Origin of the sequence: Thauera carbonicopians (assembly GCF_025699485.1) — a bacterium.
In the GTDB taxonomy this organism is placed as follows: Bacteria; Pseudomonadota; Gammaproteobacteria; order Burkholderiales; family Rhodocyclaceae; genus Thauera.
In genome coordinates this window covers 228,565-246,590 of sequence record NZ_JANUXN010000003.1, presented here as the reverse complement: position 1 = coordinate 246,590, position 18,026 = coordinate 228,565, and the positions used below count along the sequence as shown (strand labels likewise).

Annotated in this window: 17 protein-coding genes; 6 read left to right on the top strand and 11 right to left on the bottom strand. The window is 68.0% G+C overall.

The features are described from left to right. The first annotated feature begins 19 nt into the window (after positions 1-19). Entirely contained in the window at positions 20-1,216 is a 1,197-nt protein-coding gene (locus NX068_RS06100) for an HD-GYP domain-containing protein (RefSeq protein WP_263460398.1), read from the top strand. A gap of 145 nt (positions 1,217-1,361) precedes the next feature. Here the strand turns inward: NX068_RS06100 and NX068_RS06095 are convergent, their stop codons facing one another. Further along, entirely contained in the window at positions 1,362-3,293 is a 1,932-nt protein-coding gene (locus NX068_RS06095; protein ID WP_263460397.1) for an ATP-binding cassette domain-containing protein, read from the bottom strand. A gap of 87 nt (positions 3,294-3,380) precedes the next feature. Between NX068_RS06095 and NX068_RS06090 the strand changes: the two genes are divergently transcribed. Then, entirely contained in the window at positions 3,381-4,121 is a 741-nt protein-coding gene (locus NX068_RS06090) for a hypothetical protein (protein ID WP_263460396.1), read from the top strand. 93 nt (positions 4,122-4,214) lie between these two features. On the opposite strand, the gene NX068_RS06085 is transcribed toward NX068_RS06090, so the two are convergent. Both NX068_RS06085 and NX068_RS06080 read right to left on the bottom strand, forming a co-directional pair. Then, on the bottom strand, positions 4,215-4,823 hold the full coding sequence (locus NX068_RS06085) for a 2-hydroxychromene-2-carboxylate isomerase (protein WP_263460395.1): 609 nt from the start codon (positions 4,821-4,823) through the stop codon (positions 4,215-4,217). Between the two features lie 64 nt (positions 4,824-4,887). After that, complete coding sequence (locus NX068_RS06080; protein ID WP_263460394.1) at positions 4,888-5,781, bottom strand: DMT family transporter; 894 nt, start codon at positions 5,779-5,781, stop codon at positions 4,888-4,890. A gap of 226 nt (positions 5,782-6,007) precedes the next feature. Between NX068_RS06080 and eco the strand changes: the two genes are divergently transcribed. Further along, positions 6,008-6,490: a serine protease inhibitor ecotin gene (gene eco, locus NX068_RS06075; RefSeq protein WP_263460393.1), complete on the top strand. Its 483-nt coding sequence runs from the start codon at positions 6,008-6,010 to the stop codon at positions 6,488-6,490. Between the two features lie 25 nt (positions 6,491-6,515). On the opposite strand, the gene NX068_RS06070 is transcribed toward eco, so the two are convergent. From NX068_RS06070 to gshA, 8 genes are all read right to left on the bottom strand, one after another. Continuing rightward, positions 6,516-7,511 carry a LysR family transcriptional regulator gene (locus NX068_RS06070; protein ID WP_263460392.1) on the bottom strand — a complete coding sequence of 332 codons (996 nt, stop codon included), beginning with the start codon at positions 7,509-7,511 and terminating at the stop codon, positions 6,516-6,518. Positions 7,512-7,647: 136 nt separating this feature from the next. Next, positions 7,648-8,442 carry an enoyl-CoA hydratase gene (locus NX068_RS06065; RefSeq protein ID WP_263460391.1) on the bottom strand — a complete coding sequence of 265 codons (795 nt, stop codon included), beginning with the start codon at positions 8,440-8,442 and terminating at the stop codon, positions 7,648-7,650. Between the two features lie 27 nt (positions 8,443-8,469). Continuing rightward, a complete protein-coding gene (locus NX068_RS06060) occupies positions 8,470-8,922 on the bottom strand; it encodes an OsmC family protein (RefSeq protein WP_263460390.1) in 453 nt (150 codons plus the stop codon). Between the two features lie 124 nt (positions 8,923-9,046). Continuing rightward, positions 9,047-9,937: a DUF6279 family lipoprotein gene (locus tag NX068_RS06055; protein ID WP_263460389.1), complete on the bottom strand. Its 891-nt coding sequence runs from the start codon at positions 9,935-9,937 to the stop codon at positions 9,047-9,049. A gap of 84 nt (positions 9,938-10,021) precedes the next feature. Further along, on the bottom strand, positions 10,022-10,810 hold the full coding sequence (locus NX068_RS06050; RefSeq protein WP_263460388.1) for a ZapG family protein: 789 nt from the start codon (positions 10,808-10,810) through the stop codon (positions 10,022-10,024). Between the two features lie 28 nt (positions 10,811-10,838). Further along, positions 10,839-11,918 carry an FAD:protein FMN transferase gene (locus NX068_RS06045; RefSeq protein ID WP_263460387.1) on the bottom strand — a complete coding sequence of 360 codons (1,080 nt, stop codon included), beginning with the start codon at positions 11,916-11,918 and terminating at the stop codon, positions 10,839-10,841. After that, positions 11,918-12,862 (bottom strand): glutathione synthase, encoded by a 945-nt coding sequence (gene gshB / locus NX068_RS06040; RefSeq protein ID WP_263460386.1) that lies wholly within the window; start codon positions 12,860-12,862, stop codon positions 11,918-11,920. Before gshB ends, NX068_RS06045 begins: the two co-directional genes overlap by 1 nt. After that, positions 12,859-14,157: a glutamate--cysteine ligase gene (gene gshA / locus NX068_RS06035; RefSeq protein ID WP_263460385.1), complete on the bottom strand. Its 1,299-nt coding sequence runs from the start codon at positions 14,155-14,157 to the stop codon at positions 12,859-12,861. Before gshA ends, gshB begins: the two co-directional genes overlap by 4 nt. A gap of 354 nt (positions 14,158-14,511) precedes the next feature. Here gshA and NX068_RS06030 point away from each other — a divergent pair, with 354 nt between their 5' ends. The 3 genes from NX068_RS06030 (at position 14,512) to livM (ending at position 18,020) form a co-directional block, all read left to right on the top strand. Beyond that, a complete protein-coding gene (locus NX068_RS06030; RefSeq protein WP_263460384.1) occupies positions 14,512-15,609 on the top strand; it encodes a branched-chain amino acid ABC transporter substrate-binding protein in 1,098 nt (365 codons plus the stop codon). Positions 15,610-15,771: 162 nt separating this feature from the next. After that, a complete protein-coding gene (locus NX068_RS06025) occupies positions 15,772-16,686 on the top strand; it encodes an ABC transporter permease subunit (protein WP_263460383.1) in 915 nt (304 codons plus the stop codon). Further along, complete coding sequence (livM, locus tag NX068_RS06020; protein ID WP_263460382.1) at positions 16,686-18,020, top strand: high-affinity branched-chain amino acid ABC transporter permease LivM; 1,335 nt, start codon at positions 16,686-16,688, stop codon at positions 18,018-18,020. The genes NX068_RS06025 and livM overlap by 1 nt, the downstream gene beginning before the upstream one ends. The last annotated feature ends 6 nt before the right edge of the window (positions 18,021-18,026 follow it).

Sequence of the window (18,026 nt, the reverse complement as noted above, 5' to 3'; positions counted from 1 at the left end):
AACTGCACCCCCTTTCCATATGCTCAAACTCATCCCCATCGACAAACTGCGTCCAGGCATGTACGTCCATGACCTGAACTGCGAGTGGATGGATCACAACTTCGTACGCAGCCGCTTCACCGTCGACACCGAGAAAACCGTCGCCGAGATACGTGCACTGGGCGTGCCCGAGATCTGGATCGACACGGAGCGCGGGCTCGACGTCGCCGATGCGCCGGTACGGAAAAAGCACCAGGCCGACGAGGTGGTGCAGTCCCTCGCCACCGCTACCGCCAGCACGCCCCCTCCGCGTCCGCCCCGCCACACGCTGGAACAGGCCCGCCGCCTGCACGGCGAGGCCAACCTCATCGTGCGCAACATGATGGGCGACATCCGGCTGGGCAAGCAAATCGAGATGGAGCAGATCGAGCCGCTGGTCGCACGCATGGTCGATTCGATCTTCAGCCGGCAGGACGCCCTGCTGCCGCTGGCGCGGCTCAAGGACCACGACGAATACACTTTCCAGCACTCGGTATCGGTATGCGCGCTGATGGTCGCGTTCGCCCGCGCGCTCGACCAGCCGCGCGAGATCATCCGCGAGATCGCCATCGGCGCCCTGCTGCACGACGTCGGCAAGGCCAAGGTGCCGGACGAAATCCTCAACAAGCCTGCCAAGCTCACCGACGCCGAGTTCGTCAAGATGAAGAACCACGTCGTGCAGAGCAAGATCATCCTGCAGGACACGCCCGGCATCAGCGACATCGCGCTGGACGTCGCCGCACAACACCACGAGCGCTTCGACGGCACCGGCTATCCGAACAAGCTCAAGGGCGGGGAGATCAGCCTGTACGGCCAGATGGGGGCGATCGTCGACGTCTATGACGCGCTCACCTCGAACCGCGTCTACCGCAAGGGCATGCCGCCCACCGAGGCGCTGCGCAAGCTGCTCGAATGGAGCAAGTTCCACTTCAAGCCGGAGCTGGTGCATGCCTTCATCCGCAGCGTCGGCATCTACCCCACCGGCTCGCTGGTACTGCTCGAAAGCCAGCGCCTGGCGGTCGTGCAGTCGCAGAACGAGGACCAGATGATGCAGCCGGTGGTGAAAGTCATCTTCCATACCCGCGGCCACTACCTGCCGCCCGAAACCATCGATCTGCGCCGTTCGCAGGACTGCATCGTCGCCCACGAGGACTTCGCCGCCTGGGGCATCGACCCGGCGCGCTGGCTGCCGGAATAGAGGGCGCCCCACACCGGGAACCCCGTATCCGTCGGAATGGCTTTAGCCGGGGGGCGCCGAGCTGCGAAAACGGTCGTGTTGCCGCTCCAAACGCGGCTGTCGCGCTAAAGTCGTTTGTACGTAAAACAGGGGCTCTCAGCACGACTCAGTCGGCCGGAATTCCTTCCAGCGCCTCGTGCAGTTCCAGCCAGCGCAGCTCGGCTTCCTCGATACGCTCCGCCAGCTCTGCCTGGCGTTTGTTGAGTGCAGGCACCTCGCCGGCCTGCGGTCCGGTGTATAGCGTCGGATCGGCCAGGCGCTCGTCGAGCTCGGTTTTTTCCTTGTTCCATGCCGCCAGGCGCTTGTCGATCTGCTCGATCTCCTTCGCCAGCGGCCGGCGCGCCGCCAGCCGCGCCTGGCGTTCAGCCGCGGCCTGGGCGCGGTCGGCCTTGCGCGCGGCCTTGTCGGCGGCCTGGCCGGGATCCGAGGCCGCGGCGGCAAGCTCGGCGCGGCGGCTGGCGAGCCAGTCGCGGTAGTCGTCGAGGTCGCCGTCGAAAAGCTGGATGCGACCGCCATCGACCAGCAGGAAGCGATCGCAGGTGGCGCGCAGCAGCGCGCGATCGTGCGACACCAGCACCATCGCGCCTTCGTAGTCCTGCAGCGCCATCGTCAGCGCGTGGCGCATTTCCAGGTCGAGGTGATTAGTCGGCTCGTCCAGCAGCAGCAGGTTGGGCCGCCGCCAGATGAGCAAGGCCAGCGCCAGGCGCGACTTCTCGCCGCCCGAAAACGGACCGCAGGGCGTGGTCGCCGGCGTGGAAGTGCCGCCCACACCATCTCCGCGGAAATCGAAGCCGCCGAGGTAGTCGCGCAGCTCCTGCTCTCGCGTCTGTGGGTCGAGCCGCATCATGTGCTGCAGCGCGGATTCGTCCGGGCGCAGGGTTTCGAGCTGGTGCTGGGCGAAGTAGCCGGTCGCCAAGCCCTTGCCTTCCAGCCTGCGTCCGGCGGCCAGCGGCAGTTCGCCGGCCAGCAGCTTGATCAGCGTCGATTTGCCGGCGCCGTTGCGCCCGAGCAGGCCGACGCGCTCGCCGGGGCGCAGGGTCAGCAATATCCGCTCCAGCACCATGCGCTCGCCGTAGCCGACCGCGCCGTCCTCGATCTGCAGCAAGGGATCGGGCGCCGGCGGGGCATCACGGAAGGCGAAGCTGAAGGGCGTATCGACGTGGGCGGCGGCGATGCGCTCCATCCGCTCCAGCGCCTTGATCCGGCTCTGCGCCTGGCGCGCCTTGGTGGCCTTGGCGCGGAAGCGGCGGATGTAGTCCTCCATGTGCGCGATCTCGCGCTGCTGCTTGTCGAACATCGCCTGCTGCTGCAGCAGGCGCTCGCCGCGCTGGCGCTCGAAGTCGGAATAGCCGCCGGAGTACAGCGCCAGGCGCTGCTGCTCGATGTGGGCGATGTGGGTGGTGCAGGCATCGAGGAACTCGCGGTCGTGCGAGATCAGCAGCAAGGTGCCGCGATAGTCGCGCAGCCAGGCTTCGAGCCAGATCACCGCGTCGAGGTCGAGGTGGTTGGTCGGCTCGTCCAGCAGCAGCAGGTCGGAGCGGCACATCAGCGCCTGCGCCAGGTTCAGCCGCATCCGCCAGCCGCCGGAAAAATCCGCCACCGGGCGCTCGATGTCCGACTGCAGGAAGCCCAGGCCATCAAGCAGCGCCGCTGCGCGCGAACGCGCCGCATAGCCGCCGATCTCGTGCAGCCGGGCGTGCAGTTCACCGATGCGGCCGCCGTCGTGGCTGGCTTCGGCTGCGGCCAGCTCGGCTTCGATGGCGCGCAATTCGGCGTCGCCGTCGAGCACGTAGTCTATCGCGGGCCGCGCCAGGCCGGGGGTTTCCTGCGCGACGTGGGCGATCACCCAGCCCGGCGGCATCTCGAGGTCGCCCTGGTCGGGGTGGAGCTGGTCGCGCAGCATGGCGAACAGGCTGGATTTGCCGCTGCCGTTGGCGCCGGTCAGGCCGACTTTCCAGCCGGGATGGATCTGCAGCGTGGCCCCTTCGACGAGGACCTTGGCGCCGCGTGCGAGGCGCAGATTGCGGAGACTGATCACGAAGCTGAAATGCAGCCGGACGGCCGCGAACGGAAATAAAGGCGCTATTCTACGCGCCAAGCGAATCGTCTCCGGAATCCTGCGCGCATGTCCCGCCCCAGCCTCACCCCCGCCCCTCTGAACTCGACCTCCAGACCCGCACGCACATTGCTGTCGCTGTCGGCCGCCGTCCTGCTGTCCCTGTCCAATGCCTCGCTTGCGCAAGCACCGGCCGATACCGGCGCGCCGTCGCAGACCGCCGCCGAAAATGCACGCAAGGCCGAACTCAACGCCCAGGCCAAGGCACTGCGCGACGAAGCCGAAGCCACCTTCGTCACCACCGAAGCCGGCTGCTACCAGAAATTCCTCGTCAATCGCTGCATCGACCAGGCCAGGCAGCTACGCCTCGACACCATCAAGCGTGCCCGTGCGCTCGAAGCCGAAGCCCGCCAGATCGAGCTCGCCCAGCGCCAGCGCGCCGCCGCCGAAGTCCAGGCTGCCCAGCGCGCCAACGCCCCCGCCGGCTCGGCCGCACAACCCGCTCCCGGCGTGCCGGCACCCGACGTACCGACACCTGGCGCCATGGCCACGCCGGCCCCGGCGCCGGATGGGGACGTCGGCCCGTCGCCCGAAGCCGAACGCATCCGCGCCGAGCGTGCCCGCAGCGCCGGCGAGGCCGCAAGCGGCGCACAGGCCGAACGTGCTGCGCGCGACGCGGAACTGGCAGCCAAGCGCGCCGAGGCAGAAGCCGAAGCCGCCGCCCGCGCCGCCGCGGCCGAGCGCGACCGCGCGCGCTACGAAGAGCGCATCCGCCGCTACGAAGAAGACCAGGCTACCAAGAAGAAATAACGGGCGACAGGCGGCGATCCGCCGGCCGGCACGCCGGCGACGAGTATCCGGCAGCCGGCCACCACGACACCGGCGCCCAGCCCTATCCGCCGCCTACAGCGGCCGCAGGCCGTGCGCCCAGTCGAGCGCATCTTCCAGGCGGTCGTTGCCCCAGAACAGTTCCTCGCCCACCCTGAAGCTCGGTGCACCGAACAGACCGAGTCCGGTCGCATGCTCGGTCTGCCTGCGCAAAGCCTGCTTGTTGTCGTCCGACAAGGCGCGCCCGATCACCGCATCGGCGTCCAGCCCCTGCCGCGACAGGATCTCCGCGATCACCTCGGCCTGACCGATGTCGCGGTCCTCGGCGAAGTTGGCGCTCATCACCGCGCGCGAAAACGGCGCCACCCAGCCCTCCGCCACCCCCACCAGCGCGACCCGCGCCGCCAGCAGGCTGTCGCGCGGAAAGCCGCTCGGCTTGCGGAAGGGCTGGCCGTACCTGGCCGCCAGGCGTTCCAGGTCGCGCCACATGTAGCGGCCCTTGGGCGGATAGATGTTGAACGGCGAATCGTTCCAGCCCAGCGCCATGAACACCGGCCCGAGCAGGAAGGGCTTCCATTCGACCTGCACGCCCGCCACTTCCGCCAGCGGCTCGATGCGCATCACCGACAACCAGGAATAGGTACTGGCGAACTCGTACCAGAACTCGACGACGGGACGGGACATGGCGGTTCTCCTCGACGCAAGGCCAGCCAGCACTATACCCCCGGACGGCCCGCGCCCCGCCCTGTCAGCCGGCCGACGGCCGGTTCGCCACCCAGATGCCGGCCCCCACCAGCGCCAGCGCGGCGAACACCGCCGGCGTCAGCGCCTCGCCCAGCAGCACACCGCCGGCCAGCACCCCAAGCACCGGCGTCAGGAAGGAAAACGAGGACAGCCGCGTCGCCGGATAATGCCGCACCAGCCAGAACCAGCCGACGTAGCTCGCCGATGCCACCAGCACGATCTGGAAGGCAAGGCTCGCCCACACCTCGGGCGTGGGCGCGAACACACCCGCCTCGCCCAGGCCCAGCGACAGCACCGGCAGTACCAACGCCGACACCGCCAGTTGATACAGCAGCATCTTCTCGGCCGAGCTGCGCGCAAGCGCCGTCGCCTTCACTGTCAGCGTGGTCGCGGCCCAGAGCATCGCCGCACCGACCAGCATCAGGTCACCGATCCAGGCCTGCCCGGACGGCCGCAGCAGGTTCTCGCCGAACAGCGCCAGCACTCCGGCGAAGGCCAGCGCCATCCCCGTCCATTGCGCGCGCCGCATCCGCTCGTTCGGCAGCAACCACTTCGCTCCCAGGGCGACGAAGAAGGGCGCGGTGTACAGGAAGATCACCCCGCGCGACGCAGTGGTGAATTCGAGCCCGAGGAAGATCAAGGCGAACTCGCCGGCGAACAGCACTCCCGCGAGCAGCCCCGGCCACAGCGTGCCGTCGCGCCCGAACAGCGGAATACCACGCAGCCGCGCCCAGCCGAACACCAGCACCGTCGCTCCGATCGAGCGCAGCCCGGCCTGCCATGCCGGCGAAATGCCCGCGCTGGCGATCTTGATCGCCACCTGCTGCAAGCCCCACAAGGTGCAGAACAGCAGCATCAGGCTGATGGCGAAACGGTCGAGCTGAGTCTTGGGCGGCATCGGATTCTCGGAAACAGAGGACGGCGGCAGGGGGGCGCGCAATCATACGCGCAGCACCGGGCCCCGGTTCGAGCGCAGCCCTCATGATTCGCACCTTCGATGCCCCGCTTCGCCAACATATTCTTACGGTATCCCTCAGGCCTGCTTCCCGCTTTCGGGCGAGTTTGCCCCGATAATGCCAGCCCGCCGCCTGCGAGGCGCCCCCAAGAACAACAGGAGAACTCCGATGAAGAAAACCCAAAGCAGTCTCGCCGCCCTTGCCCTGGGGCTGTCGCTGAGCGCCTGCGCGACGACGTCTGCCGACGATGCGCTGAAGCCCTGGCCGCGCGCCGCCGAAGGCTACAGCCGCCACGTCATCGAACTGCCGAAGCTGGCCGACGAAAGCGCACGCAAGGTGGAGCTGATCGCCGGCAAGACGATGGAGGTCGACTGCAATTACCACCGCATGGGCGGCCAATGGCAGGAGAAGACCGTCGAAGGCTGGGGCTACAGCTACTACGAACTGGACCGGGTCGGCCCGCCCGTCAGCACGATGATGGCCTGCCCGGACGACAGCCGCAAACAGGCATTCGTGCAGGTGGGCGGCGAACCCATGCTGGTGCGCTACAACAGCCAGTTGCCGCTGGTCATCTACGCGCCGAGCGACATCGAGGTGCGCTACCGCATCTGGTCGACCGGACCGGACAGCCTGCCCGCGCCGCAGCGCTGACGCGCAGGAGGCGGGTGCCGTACGCTCATGCCGTCGCGGCACCCCCATCTCCGCAGTGCGCGGCCTCCTCGAACAGCCATGCCCTGAACGACTGCACGATCGGGCGCTCCAGCGCCAGCGGCGGACAGACGGCAAAATAGGCGAAGGGACAGGGCATCGCCACGTCGCAGGCGACAGCCAGCTTGCCACTCTGCAGCTCGGCCTGGATCAGAAGCGGGGACGCCAGCAGCACCCCCTGCTCCGTGAGCGCAGCTTCCAGCGCCAACAGCCCGTTGCCGAAGCGCTGCTCGCGCAGCGGAGCCGACACTGCGACACCCGCATGTTCGAACCACTGCGGCCAGCCGAAGCGATCGGCCGAACGCCAGGCCGTGCCGTCGCTCAACAAGGCCTGTCCCAGCAGGACTTCAGGCTCCACGCGCGGCTTCGCCCCCGACTCGGGCGCCCACACCGGCAGCAGCGACACTTCCAGCAAACGCTGCGCTTCGAGCTCCGGATAGCTTCCATAGCCGAAACGCACGGCCAGATCGATACCCGCCCGGCGAAACTCCGCCAGCCCGGCGGGGCCGCCGCGCATCGAGTCGACCGAGCTGAGACTGGCCTGGAGGCGCACTTCCGCCTCGGGGCAACGGGCGTAGAAGCGATGCAGGCGCGGCACCAGCCATTTGGTCGCAAACATCGGCTCCGCGCATACCGTGATGAGGTTGTGCGCCTCACTGTGGGCACGGAGCTGCTCGACCGCATCCGCCAGCGCGGCGAAGCCCTCCTGCAGCGCCGGCAGAGCAAGCCTGGCCACCGACGTCAGGCTGACCCGGCGGTGATGGCGCACGAACAGCTCGACACCAAGCAGCGCCTCCAGCGCCTTGATCTGGTGGCTGATCGCCGCCGGCGTGACGTGCAGTTCTCTGGCTGCGGCAGCAAAGCTCCTCGTCCTTGCCGCAGCCTCGAAATACGACAGTGCCACCAGCGGCGGCAAGCGCCGCGTGGAGGCTGGCGCAGGCCACGACGGAACGCCGTCCTGCATCCGGCAACCCGGTGCTGCCTCCACACTCGCATCGGGTGTGGCAGGCAGCGGAGGAAATCGGCAAGCTCGTTTGGACATGGGCCGGCAGCTTACGGTGTCAGGACAGCCGCGTGAAGCGGCACTCACCGGCAGCGCGTCAGCGCTTCCATCGGGCCGGGCGCTTCTCGAAGAAGGCGTCGATGCCTTCGCAGGCATCCTCTTCCATCATGTTGCGCGCCATGACGTCGCCTGCGTAGGCATAGGCATCGTTCAGTGCCATCTGGCGCTGGCGGTAGAACATGGCCTTGCCGTAGCGGACCGCCACGGGACTTTTGGAGAGAATCTCGGCGGTTTTGCGCGCGACCGCTTCGTCCAGTTCGGCTTCGGGCACGGCTTCGTTGATCAGCCCCCAATCGGCAGCGGTCGCAGCATCGATGAAACGCGCCGTCACCAGCATGTCGAACGCACGCTTGGGCGACACGTTACGCGACAGCGCCACGGCCGGCGTGGAGCAGAACAGGCCGACGTTGATGCCCGACACCGCGAAACGCGTCGTCTCCGCGGCGATCGCCAAGTCGCAGCTGGCGACGAGCTGGCAGCCAGCAGCGGTCGCGATGCCGTGCACGCGGGCGATGACGGGTACCGGCAGCGCCTGGATGCCCTGCATCACCCGGCTGCAGCGGGCGAACAGGTCCTGGTAATACCCGAGCCGGGGCTGGCTGCGCATTTCACGCAGATCGTGCCCAGCGCAAAAGACCTTGCCGGCCCCTGCCAGCACGACGCAGCGCACCTCGTCGTCGCAGGACAGCGCATCCAGCTCACGCTGCAGGGCATCCAGCATGGCTTCGGACAGGGGGTTGAATTGCTGCGGACGGTTCAGCGTGAGCGTCACGACGCCGTCGGCGTCGCTGCGCAGCAACGGGGTATCGGTGGCATTCTGCAGTGCAGGCATGATGGCAGCTCCGGATGGGTGCGCGGCTCAGGCCGCCGGCACGACCGTCACCTTGGCCGTGATCGAATGGGCAATGAAGCAGTTCTTGTGGGCACCGGCATGCAGGCGCGCGAGCGCGGCAGCGTCCGGCTGCTTGTCGCCGCCGAAGCCGACCCGGGGCGACAGCTCGATCCGGGTCAGGCTCATGCCGACACCTTCGACTTTCTCCAGGTATCCGGTCGCCTGGTCTTCGTAGCGCTCCACGCAGTAGCCCTGGAATTCCGCGATGGCCAGGAAAGTCAGCATGTGGCAGCTCGCCAGCGCACCGAGCAGCAGTTGCTCGGGGTCGGCACAGGCCGGATCGCCCTTGTAATCGACGCCCGCCGACACATTCACGGTCTGCTGGCCGTTCAGCACGGCCACATGGTTGCGCGAATAGGTATTGCCGTCGGTGGGGTGCAGGGAGCGTTGCCAGTGGATGACAGCATGGTGCTGGGACATGGTCGACCTCCGAAGATGTGGTCCCGCGCCTGAAACGGGCGTACCGGGCATGCAAATCGTAGGCCGCCGGAAACCGCAGCGTAAAGCGACGATTTCTGTGCGTGAGACTTAGGAAAACTAAGCCTCACCGATGCGATTCACTCCAGCCCCGCCTCGTTTCCGCCATTTGCGGCGCAGCGCAGGCCAGCTTGTCGAACTGCCCTGTGAGCCCATCGATCTCGGCGAGCAGACGTTCCCGCTGGCGGTCGTTGGCGGTATTGAACACATCGGCCAGCAACGCCAGGGTCCGTTGTCGATTGTGTGCCGCCTGTTCGGGGTATTCGTCCTGCACCTCGCCGGCCGACGCATGCAGGGCCACGATGCGTTCGGCGAACAGCCGCGGCTCGCGGCGGACTTTCAAGGCCTCGAGCACACTCTGCTGCCACTGGCGGCGCTCGTCCAGCCAGCGTTCGGTGGTCGGCTGCAGCTTCCGGCTCCAGCCGGCGACCAACGCGCGCTGTTCGTCGGTGAGGCGGCCGAACCAGTTGCGCAGGCGCTTTTCCATGCGCGCGATCTGCGCCTTGCGGCGCGCCTCGGTGCTACCACCGAGGAATTCCTCGCGCGCCTCCTTGTCCCGCCGCTCGAAGGCAGCCGCCAGTTCGGCAACCTGATCGTCCGACAGGCCCGCGAGCAGCACCTTGGCGTCGTTGATCAGTTCGACGCGGAGCTCGTCCAGCCAGGCTTCGCCCTGGTCCAGGAAAGGCGCCAGATCCTGCGCCTCGATCCGTTCGCGCGCCAGCAGGCGGCGCGCATCGCGCAGTAAACCGACGTAACCCGGCAGATGCGCGCGGCAGTGCCAATCCAATCGCAGCGTCAGGCGCTGGCCCAGCACCTCGCGCTGGCCGGCGTTGAAGGTGACGTAGTCGCGCAGGTACCAGGGCACCAGCCAGTCGAGCTGGGAATAGGCGAAGCGTACGCCGCAGCCGCCGAGCACCAGTACCGCCAGCAGCGCGGCGACGAAGCCTCGTAGCGGCAAGGACTCGCATGCAGACGCCGCCGGCCGGGCTGTGCGCGCCCGCCCCAGGCGGAAACACGGCTGGCCGGGCGGCATCGCAGTGACTCAGCCGGCGCCGTCCCGGCGGGACCCGGCGTGCTGGCCGACACCTTCGCCGGAGAGCGCTTCGCTCAGCGGATCGTCGGCCTGCGCACCCTCGTTCCGGTAGGCCTCGGCGGCCAGATCGCGCACGCCGGCGGCTTCCGCCGCTGCGTGGTCGGACGCGACGGCCTCGGCGTTCTCCGCAAGCGCGTCGGCCTGCGTGGCGATGGCTTCCTCCGTAGCAGCCATGGCGTCCTGCGTCCCGGCTGCATCCGGCGCCGCGTCGCTCGGCGTTTCGGTCTCGGACGCATCGGCGCCCGACTCATCGGCGTCCGACGCAGCGGCGCCCGACGCGGTGGCGCCCACAGCTTCCACTGCAGCGGCATCTGCCACGGTAGCCATCGCCGCCGCGGCCCCCACCCCCGCCAACAGCTTGTCCGCCTCGCCGGCATCGCGGGCGGAGCCGACCAGCAGCGCATCGACACGCTGCTGGAACAGCGTGCGCGCCGAGCCGGACGACAGTTTCTCGTAGCCCGAGGACAGATGCTCGAACAGCTCCTTGTACGAACCCGCCATCGACACGAACAGCGTCGCCGTCTTGTCGAAGTGCGTCTCCACTTCCTTGCGATAGCCCTCGATCTCTTGCGCCTGGCGCTGGACCTCGGAGTTCTGCCGCTCGACTTCGGCTTCCAGCTCCCGGATGCGCTCCTTGCCGCCGCCACAGCTGCGACCGATGAAGAAGCCGATCAGCGCAGCGATGAGCACCGCGGCGATGGCAGCGAACCATGCGGTCTGTTCAGTCATTTCAATCATGTCCCCTCTCCCCTGTTGCTGTTGTAGTTCAATCGACGACGCTGGGCTCGACCGGCCCGATGAATTGCAGCCGCGCGCGCAAGGCTCGCGTCACTTCCACGCGGCCGTCCCCGGCGATGCGCAACGCGTGTTCGATGCCGAAACGGCGTGTTTGTTCGCGCCAGCCCTCGCCGGCCAGGTAGGCGGGCTTGCTCGCGGCATCGGACAAGGTGCCGGTGCCCTCATTGTCCAGATTTCTGGCGCCGACGCCGGGCGTGACCAGCACCGTCAGCGACTGCGTGCCGTGTGCCGGCTGGCCGGTGCGCGGATCGAGCAGGTGGGCATAGCGTTGACCGTCGAGCATGAAGTAGCGCTGGTAGTCCCCCGACGTGCCGACCGCCTCGCCGTCGTACAGCGGCATCGCCGCCAGCGGCGCGGATTCTCGCGGATGCTGGATGCCGATGCGCCACGGCTGGTCGCCCTTCTTGCCCAGCGCCAGCACGTTGCCGCCGATGTTGATCAGCGCGTTATCCACGCCCTGCTGCTTCAGGATGACGGCGGCGCGGTCCAGCGCATAGCCCTTGGCATAGCCGCCGAAGTCGAGCTGTACCGCCGGGTTGCGGCTCTCGACGCGCTTGCCGTCGATGACGAGGTCGGCCATGCGCGGCCGGGCGTCGATCAGCGCCTGCAATTTCGCCGGATCAGGACGTACGGGCACGAAGGTGTCGGTATGGAAGCCCCACAGCGCCACCAGCGCGCCCAGTGCGGGATCGAACAGCTCGTCGCTGGTGGCAGCGATGCGCTGGGCATCCTTCAGCATCGCCGCCAGTTCGTCGGACACCGTCGCCGCTTCGCCACGCGCGATGGCTGCGTTCAGTTCGGTGAGTTCGGACGGTTCCCAGGCATGGTAGGCACGGTGCAGGCGGTCGAACTCGCGCAGCACGGCCTGGGCCGCGGCATCGGCCGCCGCCGGGTCGTCGCCATACACGGCGACATCGACCCGGGTGCCGAAGACGAAAGCTTCGTGGTGGAAGACTTCGGCGCGCGAGCAGGCGCCCAGCAGCAGGATGCAGGCAATCAGCCCCAGGCAGCGCAGCCAGCAGGAGGAGATGCCCGGCCTCGCCCCCATCAGGCGCAGGCCCGCTCCAGCTTGTCGATGACCAGGCCGGCGACGTCGAAACCCTGCTGGGTGGCGATCTCGACCATGCAGGTGGGGCTGGTGACGTTGATCTCGGTGAGATGGCCGCCGATGACGTCGAGACCGACGATCAGCAGCCCGCGCTGCCACAGGATGGGCGCGAGGTATTCGGCGATCTCGCGTTCACGTTCGGTCAGCGGCATCGCCACGCCGCGGCCGCCGGCGGCGAGGTTGCCGCGCGTCTCGCCGGCTTGCGGAATGCGCGCCAGCGAATACGGCACGACTTCGCCGCCGATGATCAGCACCCGCTTGTCGCCGTCGGCGATCTGCGGCAGGTAGCGCTGCGCCATGATGGTGCGCGCGCCTTCCTGGGTCAGCGTCTCGATGATGACGTTGCGGTTGGGGTCGTCCTTCCTGACGCGGAAGATCTGGCTGCCGCCCATGCCGTCGAGCGGCTTCAGGATGACGTCGCCGATCTCGTCGATGAAGGCCTGGATGTCGACCGCGTCGCGCGCCACCAGCGAGGTGGCCATGAACTGCGGGAATTCGGTGATGGCGAGCTTCTCGGAATGGTCGCGGATCGCGCGCGGGTCGTTGAACACCCTTGCGCCGGCCTGCATCGCGTCTTCCAGCAGCCAAGTGGCGGTGACGTACTCGAAGTCGAACGGCGGGTCCTGGCGCATCAGCACGGCATCGAATTCCGCCAGCGACAGCGCCTGCTCCGGCTCGGCGGGCTCGTACCAGGGCTTGTCGCCGGCCAGCAGCCTGATCGGCAGCGCGCGTGCAGACACCGCGCCGTCGCGCCAGGTCAGCGCGCCGCGCTGCAAGGTCCACACCTCGTGGCCGCGCGCTGCGGCGGCGCGCATGATCGCGATGCTGGAATCCTTGTAGGCCTTCAGCCCGTCGAGCGGATCAAGGATGAAGGCGAACTTCATGCCGCCTCTCCGAGTTCCTCGAGCGGCGCGGTTTCCTCGATCTCGACCGAGGCCGCCAGCAGCGCCAGGCGCGCGACCACGCCGTAGGCGTAGAAGCGGTTGGGCGGCGCGTCCGGCCCCTGCGCGACGTCGGGCAGCGTGCAGCAGGTGTCGAAGGCCAGCGGCTTGAAGTGCATGCCCGGCGCGTTGAGGTTCTCGTCGCGGCCGCGCTCGGTATGCACGCGGTAGAAGCCGCCGACGACGTAGTGGTCCATCATGTAGACGACCGGCTCGGCGACGCCGTCCTCGACCGTCTCGAAGGTATGCACGCCTTCCTGGATGATGACCTCGTGCACCTGCAGGCCTTCCTTGACCACCGCCATCTTGTTGCGCTGGCGGCGATTCAGGCCGACCACTTCGGAAGCGTCCTTGACCGTCATCACGCCCATGCCGTAGGTGCCGGCATCGGCCTTGACGACGACGAAGGGCTCGTCGCTGACGCCGTATTCCTTGTACTTGGCGCGGATGCGGGTCAGCAGCGAATCGACCTGCGCCGCCAGGCATTCCTCGCCGGTGCGCTCCTGGAAGTTGATCTGGCCGCAGACGCCGAACTCGGGGTTGATGCGCCACGGGTCGATGCCGATCGCGGCGGCGAACTCGCGCGCCACGCGGTCGTAGCACTCGGCGTGCTTGGACTTGCGGCGCGCATGCCAGCCGGCGTGCAGCGGCGGGATCAGCCACTGCTCGTCCAGGCCCTGCAGCACCGGCGGAATCCCCGCCGACAGGTCGTTGTTCAACAGCACCGCGCAGGGGCTGAAACCGTCCAGGCCGACGCGGCTGCTGCTGCGCCGCAGCGGCTCCAGCGTCAGCGCAGTGCCGTTGGCGAGCTCGATCACGGTCGGCTCGGTGATCTCGGGCAGCAGGCTGCCGATGCGCACTTCCAGTCCGGTCAGGCGCAGAATGGACACCAGCTTGGCCACGTTCTGCAGGTAGAACTGGTTGCGGGTGTGGTTCTCGGGGATCAGCAGCAGCTTGCCGGCGTCGGGGCAGATGCGCTCGATCGCGACCTGGGCGGCCTGCACACACAGCGGCATGAAGGCGTCGTTGAGGTTGTTGAAGCCACCCGGGAACAGGTTCAGGTCGACCGGCGCGAGCTTGAAGCCCGAGTTGCGCAGGTCGGTCGAGCCGTAGAAGGGCGGCATGTGGTCCTGCCACTGGGTGCGGAACCACTTTTCGATATCGCAGGCGTTGTCGAGGAACTGGCGCTCCAGTTCGAGCAGTGGCCCGGTGAGTGCGGTGGTGAGGTGCGGAACCATGGATTATCTACCCGGAAGAAGCCGCTGCCAGACGGCCGGCGGCAAAACGATTGGCGGGGATGTTACACCATGGCCCGCAGCGCTCACGCAGCCGGCGCATGCGGCAGTGCGTCGCGGGCCCGCCGATGACGGAGCTTTGATCCCGATCAGAGCGGAGAAGGCCGCGAACTTGAGACATTGAGCGCCCGGGGCGCAGAGCCCCGCGCCCGACGCCGCCGACCGACATTCCTCGGCCTGAGGGTCGCCACGGATGGCAAGGCGGGGAAATTCGCTTACCTTTACGGGACGGGATCAACGCAGGCTCTGCAGCCGAAGTTCACACCCGCTCGAATCAAACAACAAAGGAGACGTTCCATGAAGAAGCAAACCCTGCTCGCCGCCGCCCTGCTCGCGCTCGGCGGCTTTTCCGGCGCCGCGCTGGCCGACCTGACGGTCGCCATCGCCGGGCCGATGACCGGCCAGTACGCTTCGGCCGGCGACCAGATCCGCAAGGGCGCCGAAATGGCGATCGCCGACATCAACGCCCGCGGCGGCGTACTCGGCCAGAAGCTGAAGCTGGAAGTGGGCGACGATGCCTGCGATCCGAAGCAGGCGGTATCGGTCGCCAACACCATGGTGAACAAGGGCATCGTCTACATGCACGGCCACTGGTGCTCCAGCTCGACGATTCCCGCCTCCGACGTCTATGCCGACGCCGACATCCTGGTCGCCACGGTGTCGACCAATCCGCAGGTCACCGAGCGCGGCCTGCCCAACGTCTTCCGCATCATGGGCCGCGACGACCAGCAGGGCCTGGTGGCCGGCGGCTACATCGCCGACAACTTCAAGGACCGGAAGGTCGCGGTGGTCGACGACAAGAGCGCCTACGGCAAGGGCCTGGCCGACGAGATGGCCAAGGCGATGAGCGACAAGGGCCTCAAGCCCTCGTTGCGCGAATCGATCACCGCCGGCGAGCGCGACTACTCCAGCCTGATCGCCAAGTTCAAGCAGGCCGGCGTCGACGTGATGGCCTTCGGCGGCTACCACACCGAAGTCGCACTGATCCTGCGCCAGGCCCAGGCCGCCGGCCTGCAGCTGACGGTGATGGGCGGCGACACCATGACCAATGCCGAGTTGGTCACCGCCGCCGGCCCGGCCGCCGACAACGTGCTGTTCACCTTCTCGCCCGATGCGCGCAAGAACCCCGACGCCGCGCCGGTGGTGGAGAAGTTCCGCGCCGCCAAGGTCGAGCCGGAGGGCTACGTGCTGTACGCCTATGCCGCAATGCAGTTGTTCGAGCAGGTGGCGACCGCGGCCAACAGCACCAAGTACGCCGACCTGGAAAAGGCGATGCGCGGCGGCAACTTCAAGACCGTGATCGGCGACCTCGCCTTCGGTCCGAAGGGCGACCTGAACGTGCCCGGCTTCGTCGTCTACCGCTGGCAGGGCGGCCAGTACGACTACGTCAAATGATGGTCCGGCGCCGCCCGCGCGGCGCCTGAGTTCACCGGCCACCTTCCGTACCGCCCGGTTTCGCGGCGGCACGGACGGGACCACTTCAAGGAACGGCGCCCCGCCGCTCGCCCGTCACGGGCCGGCGGCGGGCGACAGCGCCGTGCCCCCACGGGAGACATCGTGGCCTACGCACTTCAGCAACTGATCAACGGGCTCACGCTCGGCGCCATGTACGGCCTGATCGCCATCGGCTACACGATGGTGTACGGCATCATCGGCATGATCAACTTCGCCCACGGCGACATCTTCATGGTGAGCGCGTTCATCGCGGTCACCGCCTTCACGCTGCTGGCGGCAGCCGACGTGACTTCGATCCCGCTGGCGCTGAGCTTCGTGCTGATCGTGGCGATCTTCTTCACCTCGGCCTACGGCTGGGCGGTCGAGCGCACCGCCTACCGCCCGCTGCGCGGCTCGACCCGGCTGGCGCCGCTGATCTCGGCGATCGGCATGTCGATCTTCCTGCAGAACACCGTGCAGTTGACCCAGGGCGCACGCGTCAAGCCGATCCCGCCGGTCCTCGAGGGCGGTCTCGTGCTGTGGGACACGCCGGCATTCGCCGTGCAGATCAGCTGGAGCCAGATGCTGATCATCGTCACCACGGTGACGCTGATGGTCGCCTTCACCTGGATGATCACGCAGACCCCGTTCGGCCGCCAGCAGCGCTCCTGCGAGCAGGACCGCACGATGGCCGCGCTGCTCGGCGTCAACGTCGACCGCACGATCTCGCTGACCTTCATGCTCGGCGCCGCGCTGGCCGCGGTCGCCGGCGTGATGGTGACGGTGTATTACGGCGTGGTCGATTTCTTCATCGGCTTCCTGGTCGGCATCAAGGCCTTCACTGCGGCGGTGCTGGGCGGCATCGGCTCGCTGCCGGGAGCGATGCTCGGCGGCCTGCTGATCGGCCTCATCGAATCCTTCTGGGCCGCCTACCTGTGGGCGGAATACAAGGACGTCGCCACCTTCGGCATCCTGTGCCTGGTGCTGATGCTGCGCCCCTCGGGCCTGCTCGGCCGGCCCGAAGTGGAGAAAGTCTGATGAGCACCGTCGTCTTCGCCCGCCACGCGATGACCGCCGCCGAGCGCCTGCGCGACGCCGGCTGGGTCGCTTTCGTCGGCTTCATCCTCGGCGTGCCGCTGATCGGCCTGACCACGGTGGACGTGGGCGGCCGGCTGGCGGTCAACACCCGCTTCGGCCTGCTGGCCGCCACCGTCGCGGCAGTGTTCGCCGGCCGCCTGCTGCTGCGCTGGGGACTCGACCAGGCTCGCGAGCGCAAGCAGGCCCGCAGCGCGGCCGGCGCTCCGGCCAGCGCCGACGAGCGCGCCCAAGGCGCGCAGAAAGTGGTCACCGTGCTCGGCTGGATCGCGCTCGGCGCCGCGGTGGCGCTGCCGATCTTCTATTCCGACAACCGCTACGTGGTCGACACCGCCACCACGGTGCTGATCTACGTGATGCTGGGCTGGGGCCTGAACGTGGTGGTGGGCCTGGCCGGGCTGCTGGACCTCGGCTACGTCGCCTTCTACGCGGTCGGCGCCTATTCCTACGCCCTGCTGTCGACCCAGTATGGCTGGAGCTTCTGGGAAGCGCTGCCGGTGTCCGGCGCCCTCGCCGCCGGCTTCGGCATCCTGCTCGGCTACCCGATCCTGCGCCTGCGCGGCGACTACCTGGCCATCGTCACGCTCGGCTTCGGCGAGATCATCCGCGTCATCCTGGTGAACTGGACCGAGTTCTCGGGCGGCCCCAACGGCATCAGCTCGATCCCGCGGCCGAGCTTCTTCGGCCTCGACTTCGCCCGCAGCGCGCCCGAAGGCGAGCAGACCTTCGCCGGCTTCTTCGGCCTGGACTTCTCGCCGATGCACCGGCTGATCTTCCTCTACTATCTGATCCTGGTGCTGGCGCTGCTGACCCACGCCTTCGTCTCGCGGCTGCGCAAGCTGCCGGTCGGGCGCGCCTGGGAGGCGCTGCGCGAGGACGAGATCGCCTGCCGCGCGATGGGCATGAACACCACCAACATCAAGCTGTCGGCCTTCGCCATCGGCGCCATGCTGGGCGGCTTCGCCGGCGTGTTCTTCGCCGCGCGCCAGGGCTTCATCTCGCCGGAAAGCTTCACTTTCGCCGAATCGGCGATCATCCTCGCCATCGTCGTGCTGGGCGGCATGGGTTCGCAGATGGGCGTGGTGCTGGCGGCGACGCTGCTGGTGCTGATCCCCGAGTTCGGCCGCAACTTCGCCGAATACCGCATGCTGCTGTTCGGCGCCGCGATGGTGCTGATCATGATCTGGAAACCGGGCGGCCTGCTGTCGCACCGCGAACCGACCGTGCGCCTGAACCCGCTGGGCAGGGCCGGCGCCGCCAGGGAGGCCGCACGATGAATGCCG

Excerpts from the sequence above, each read along its gene's own strand:
- NX068_RS06100 (WP_263460398.1), top strand. The coding sequence starts at position 20 with ATGCTCAAACTCATCCCCATCGACAAACTGCGTCCAGGCATGTACGTC.
- NX068_RS06090 (WP_263460396.1), top strand. The coding sequence starts at position 3,381 with ATGTCCCGCCCCAGCCTCACCCCCGCCCCTCTGAACTCGACCTCCAGA.
- NX068_RS06085 (WP_263460395.1), bottom strand. The coding sequence starts at position 4,823 with ATGTCCCGTCCCGTCGTCGAGTTCTGGTACGAGTTCGCCAGTACCTAT.
- NX068_RS06080 (WP_263460394.1), bottom strand. The coding sequence starts at position 5,781 with ATGCCGCCCAAGACTCAGCTCGACCGTTTCGCCATCAGCCTGATGCTG.
- eco (WP_263460393.1), top strand. The coding sequence starts at position 6,008 with ATGAAGAAAACCCAAAGCAGTCTCGCCGCCCTTGCCCTGGGGCTGTCG.
- NX068_RS06070 (WP_263460392.1), bottom strand. The coding sequence starts at position 7,511 with ATGCAGGACGGCGTTCCGTCGTGGCCTGCGCCAGCCTCCACGCGGCGC.
- NX068_RS06065 (WP_263460391.1), bottom strand. The coding sequence starts at position 8,442 with ATGCCTGCACTGCAGAATGCCACCGATACCCCGTTGCTGCGCAGCGAC.
- NX068_RS06060 (WP_263460390.1), bottom strand. The coding sequence starts at position 8,922 with ATGTCCCAGCACCATGCTGTCATCCACTGGCAACGCTCCCTGCACCCC.
- NX068_RS06050 (WP_263460388.1), bottom strand. The coding sequence starts at position 10,810 with ATGATTGAAATGACTGAACAGACCGCATGGTTCGCTGCCATCGCCGCG.
- NX068_RS06045 (WP_263460387.1), bottom strand. The coding sequence starts at position 11,918 with ATGGGGGCGAGGCCGGGCATCTCCTCCTGCTGGCTGCGCTGCCTGGGG.
- gshB (WP_263460386.1), bottom strand. The coding sequence starts at position 12,862 with ATGAAGTTCGCCTTCATCCTTGATCCGCTCGACGGGCTGAAGGCCTAC.
- gshA (WP_263460385.1), bottom strand. The coding sequence starts at position 14,157 with ATGGTTCCGCACCTCACCACCGCACTCACCGGGCCACTGCTCGAACTG.
- NX068_RS06030 (WP_263460384.1), top strand. The coding sequence starts at position 14,512 with ATGAAGAAGCAAACCCTGCTCGCCGCCGCCCTGCTCGCGCTCGGCGGC.
- livM (WP_263460382.1), top strand. The coding sequence starts at position 16,686 with ATGAGCACCGTCGTCTTCGCCCGCCACGCGATGACCGCCGCCGAGCGC.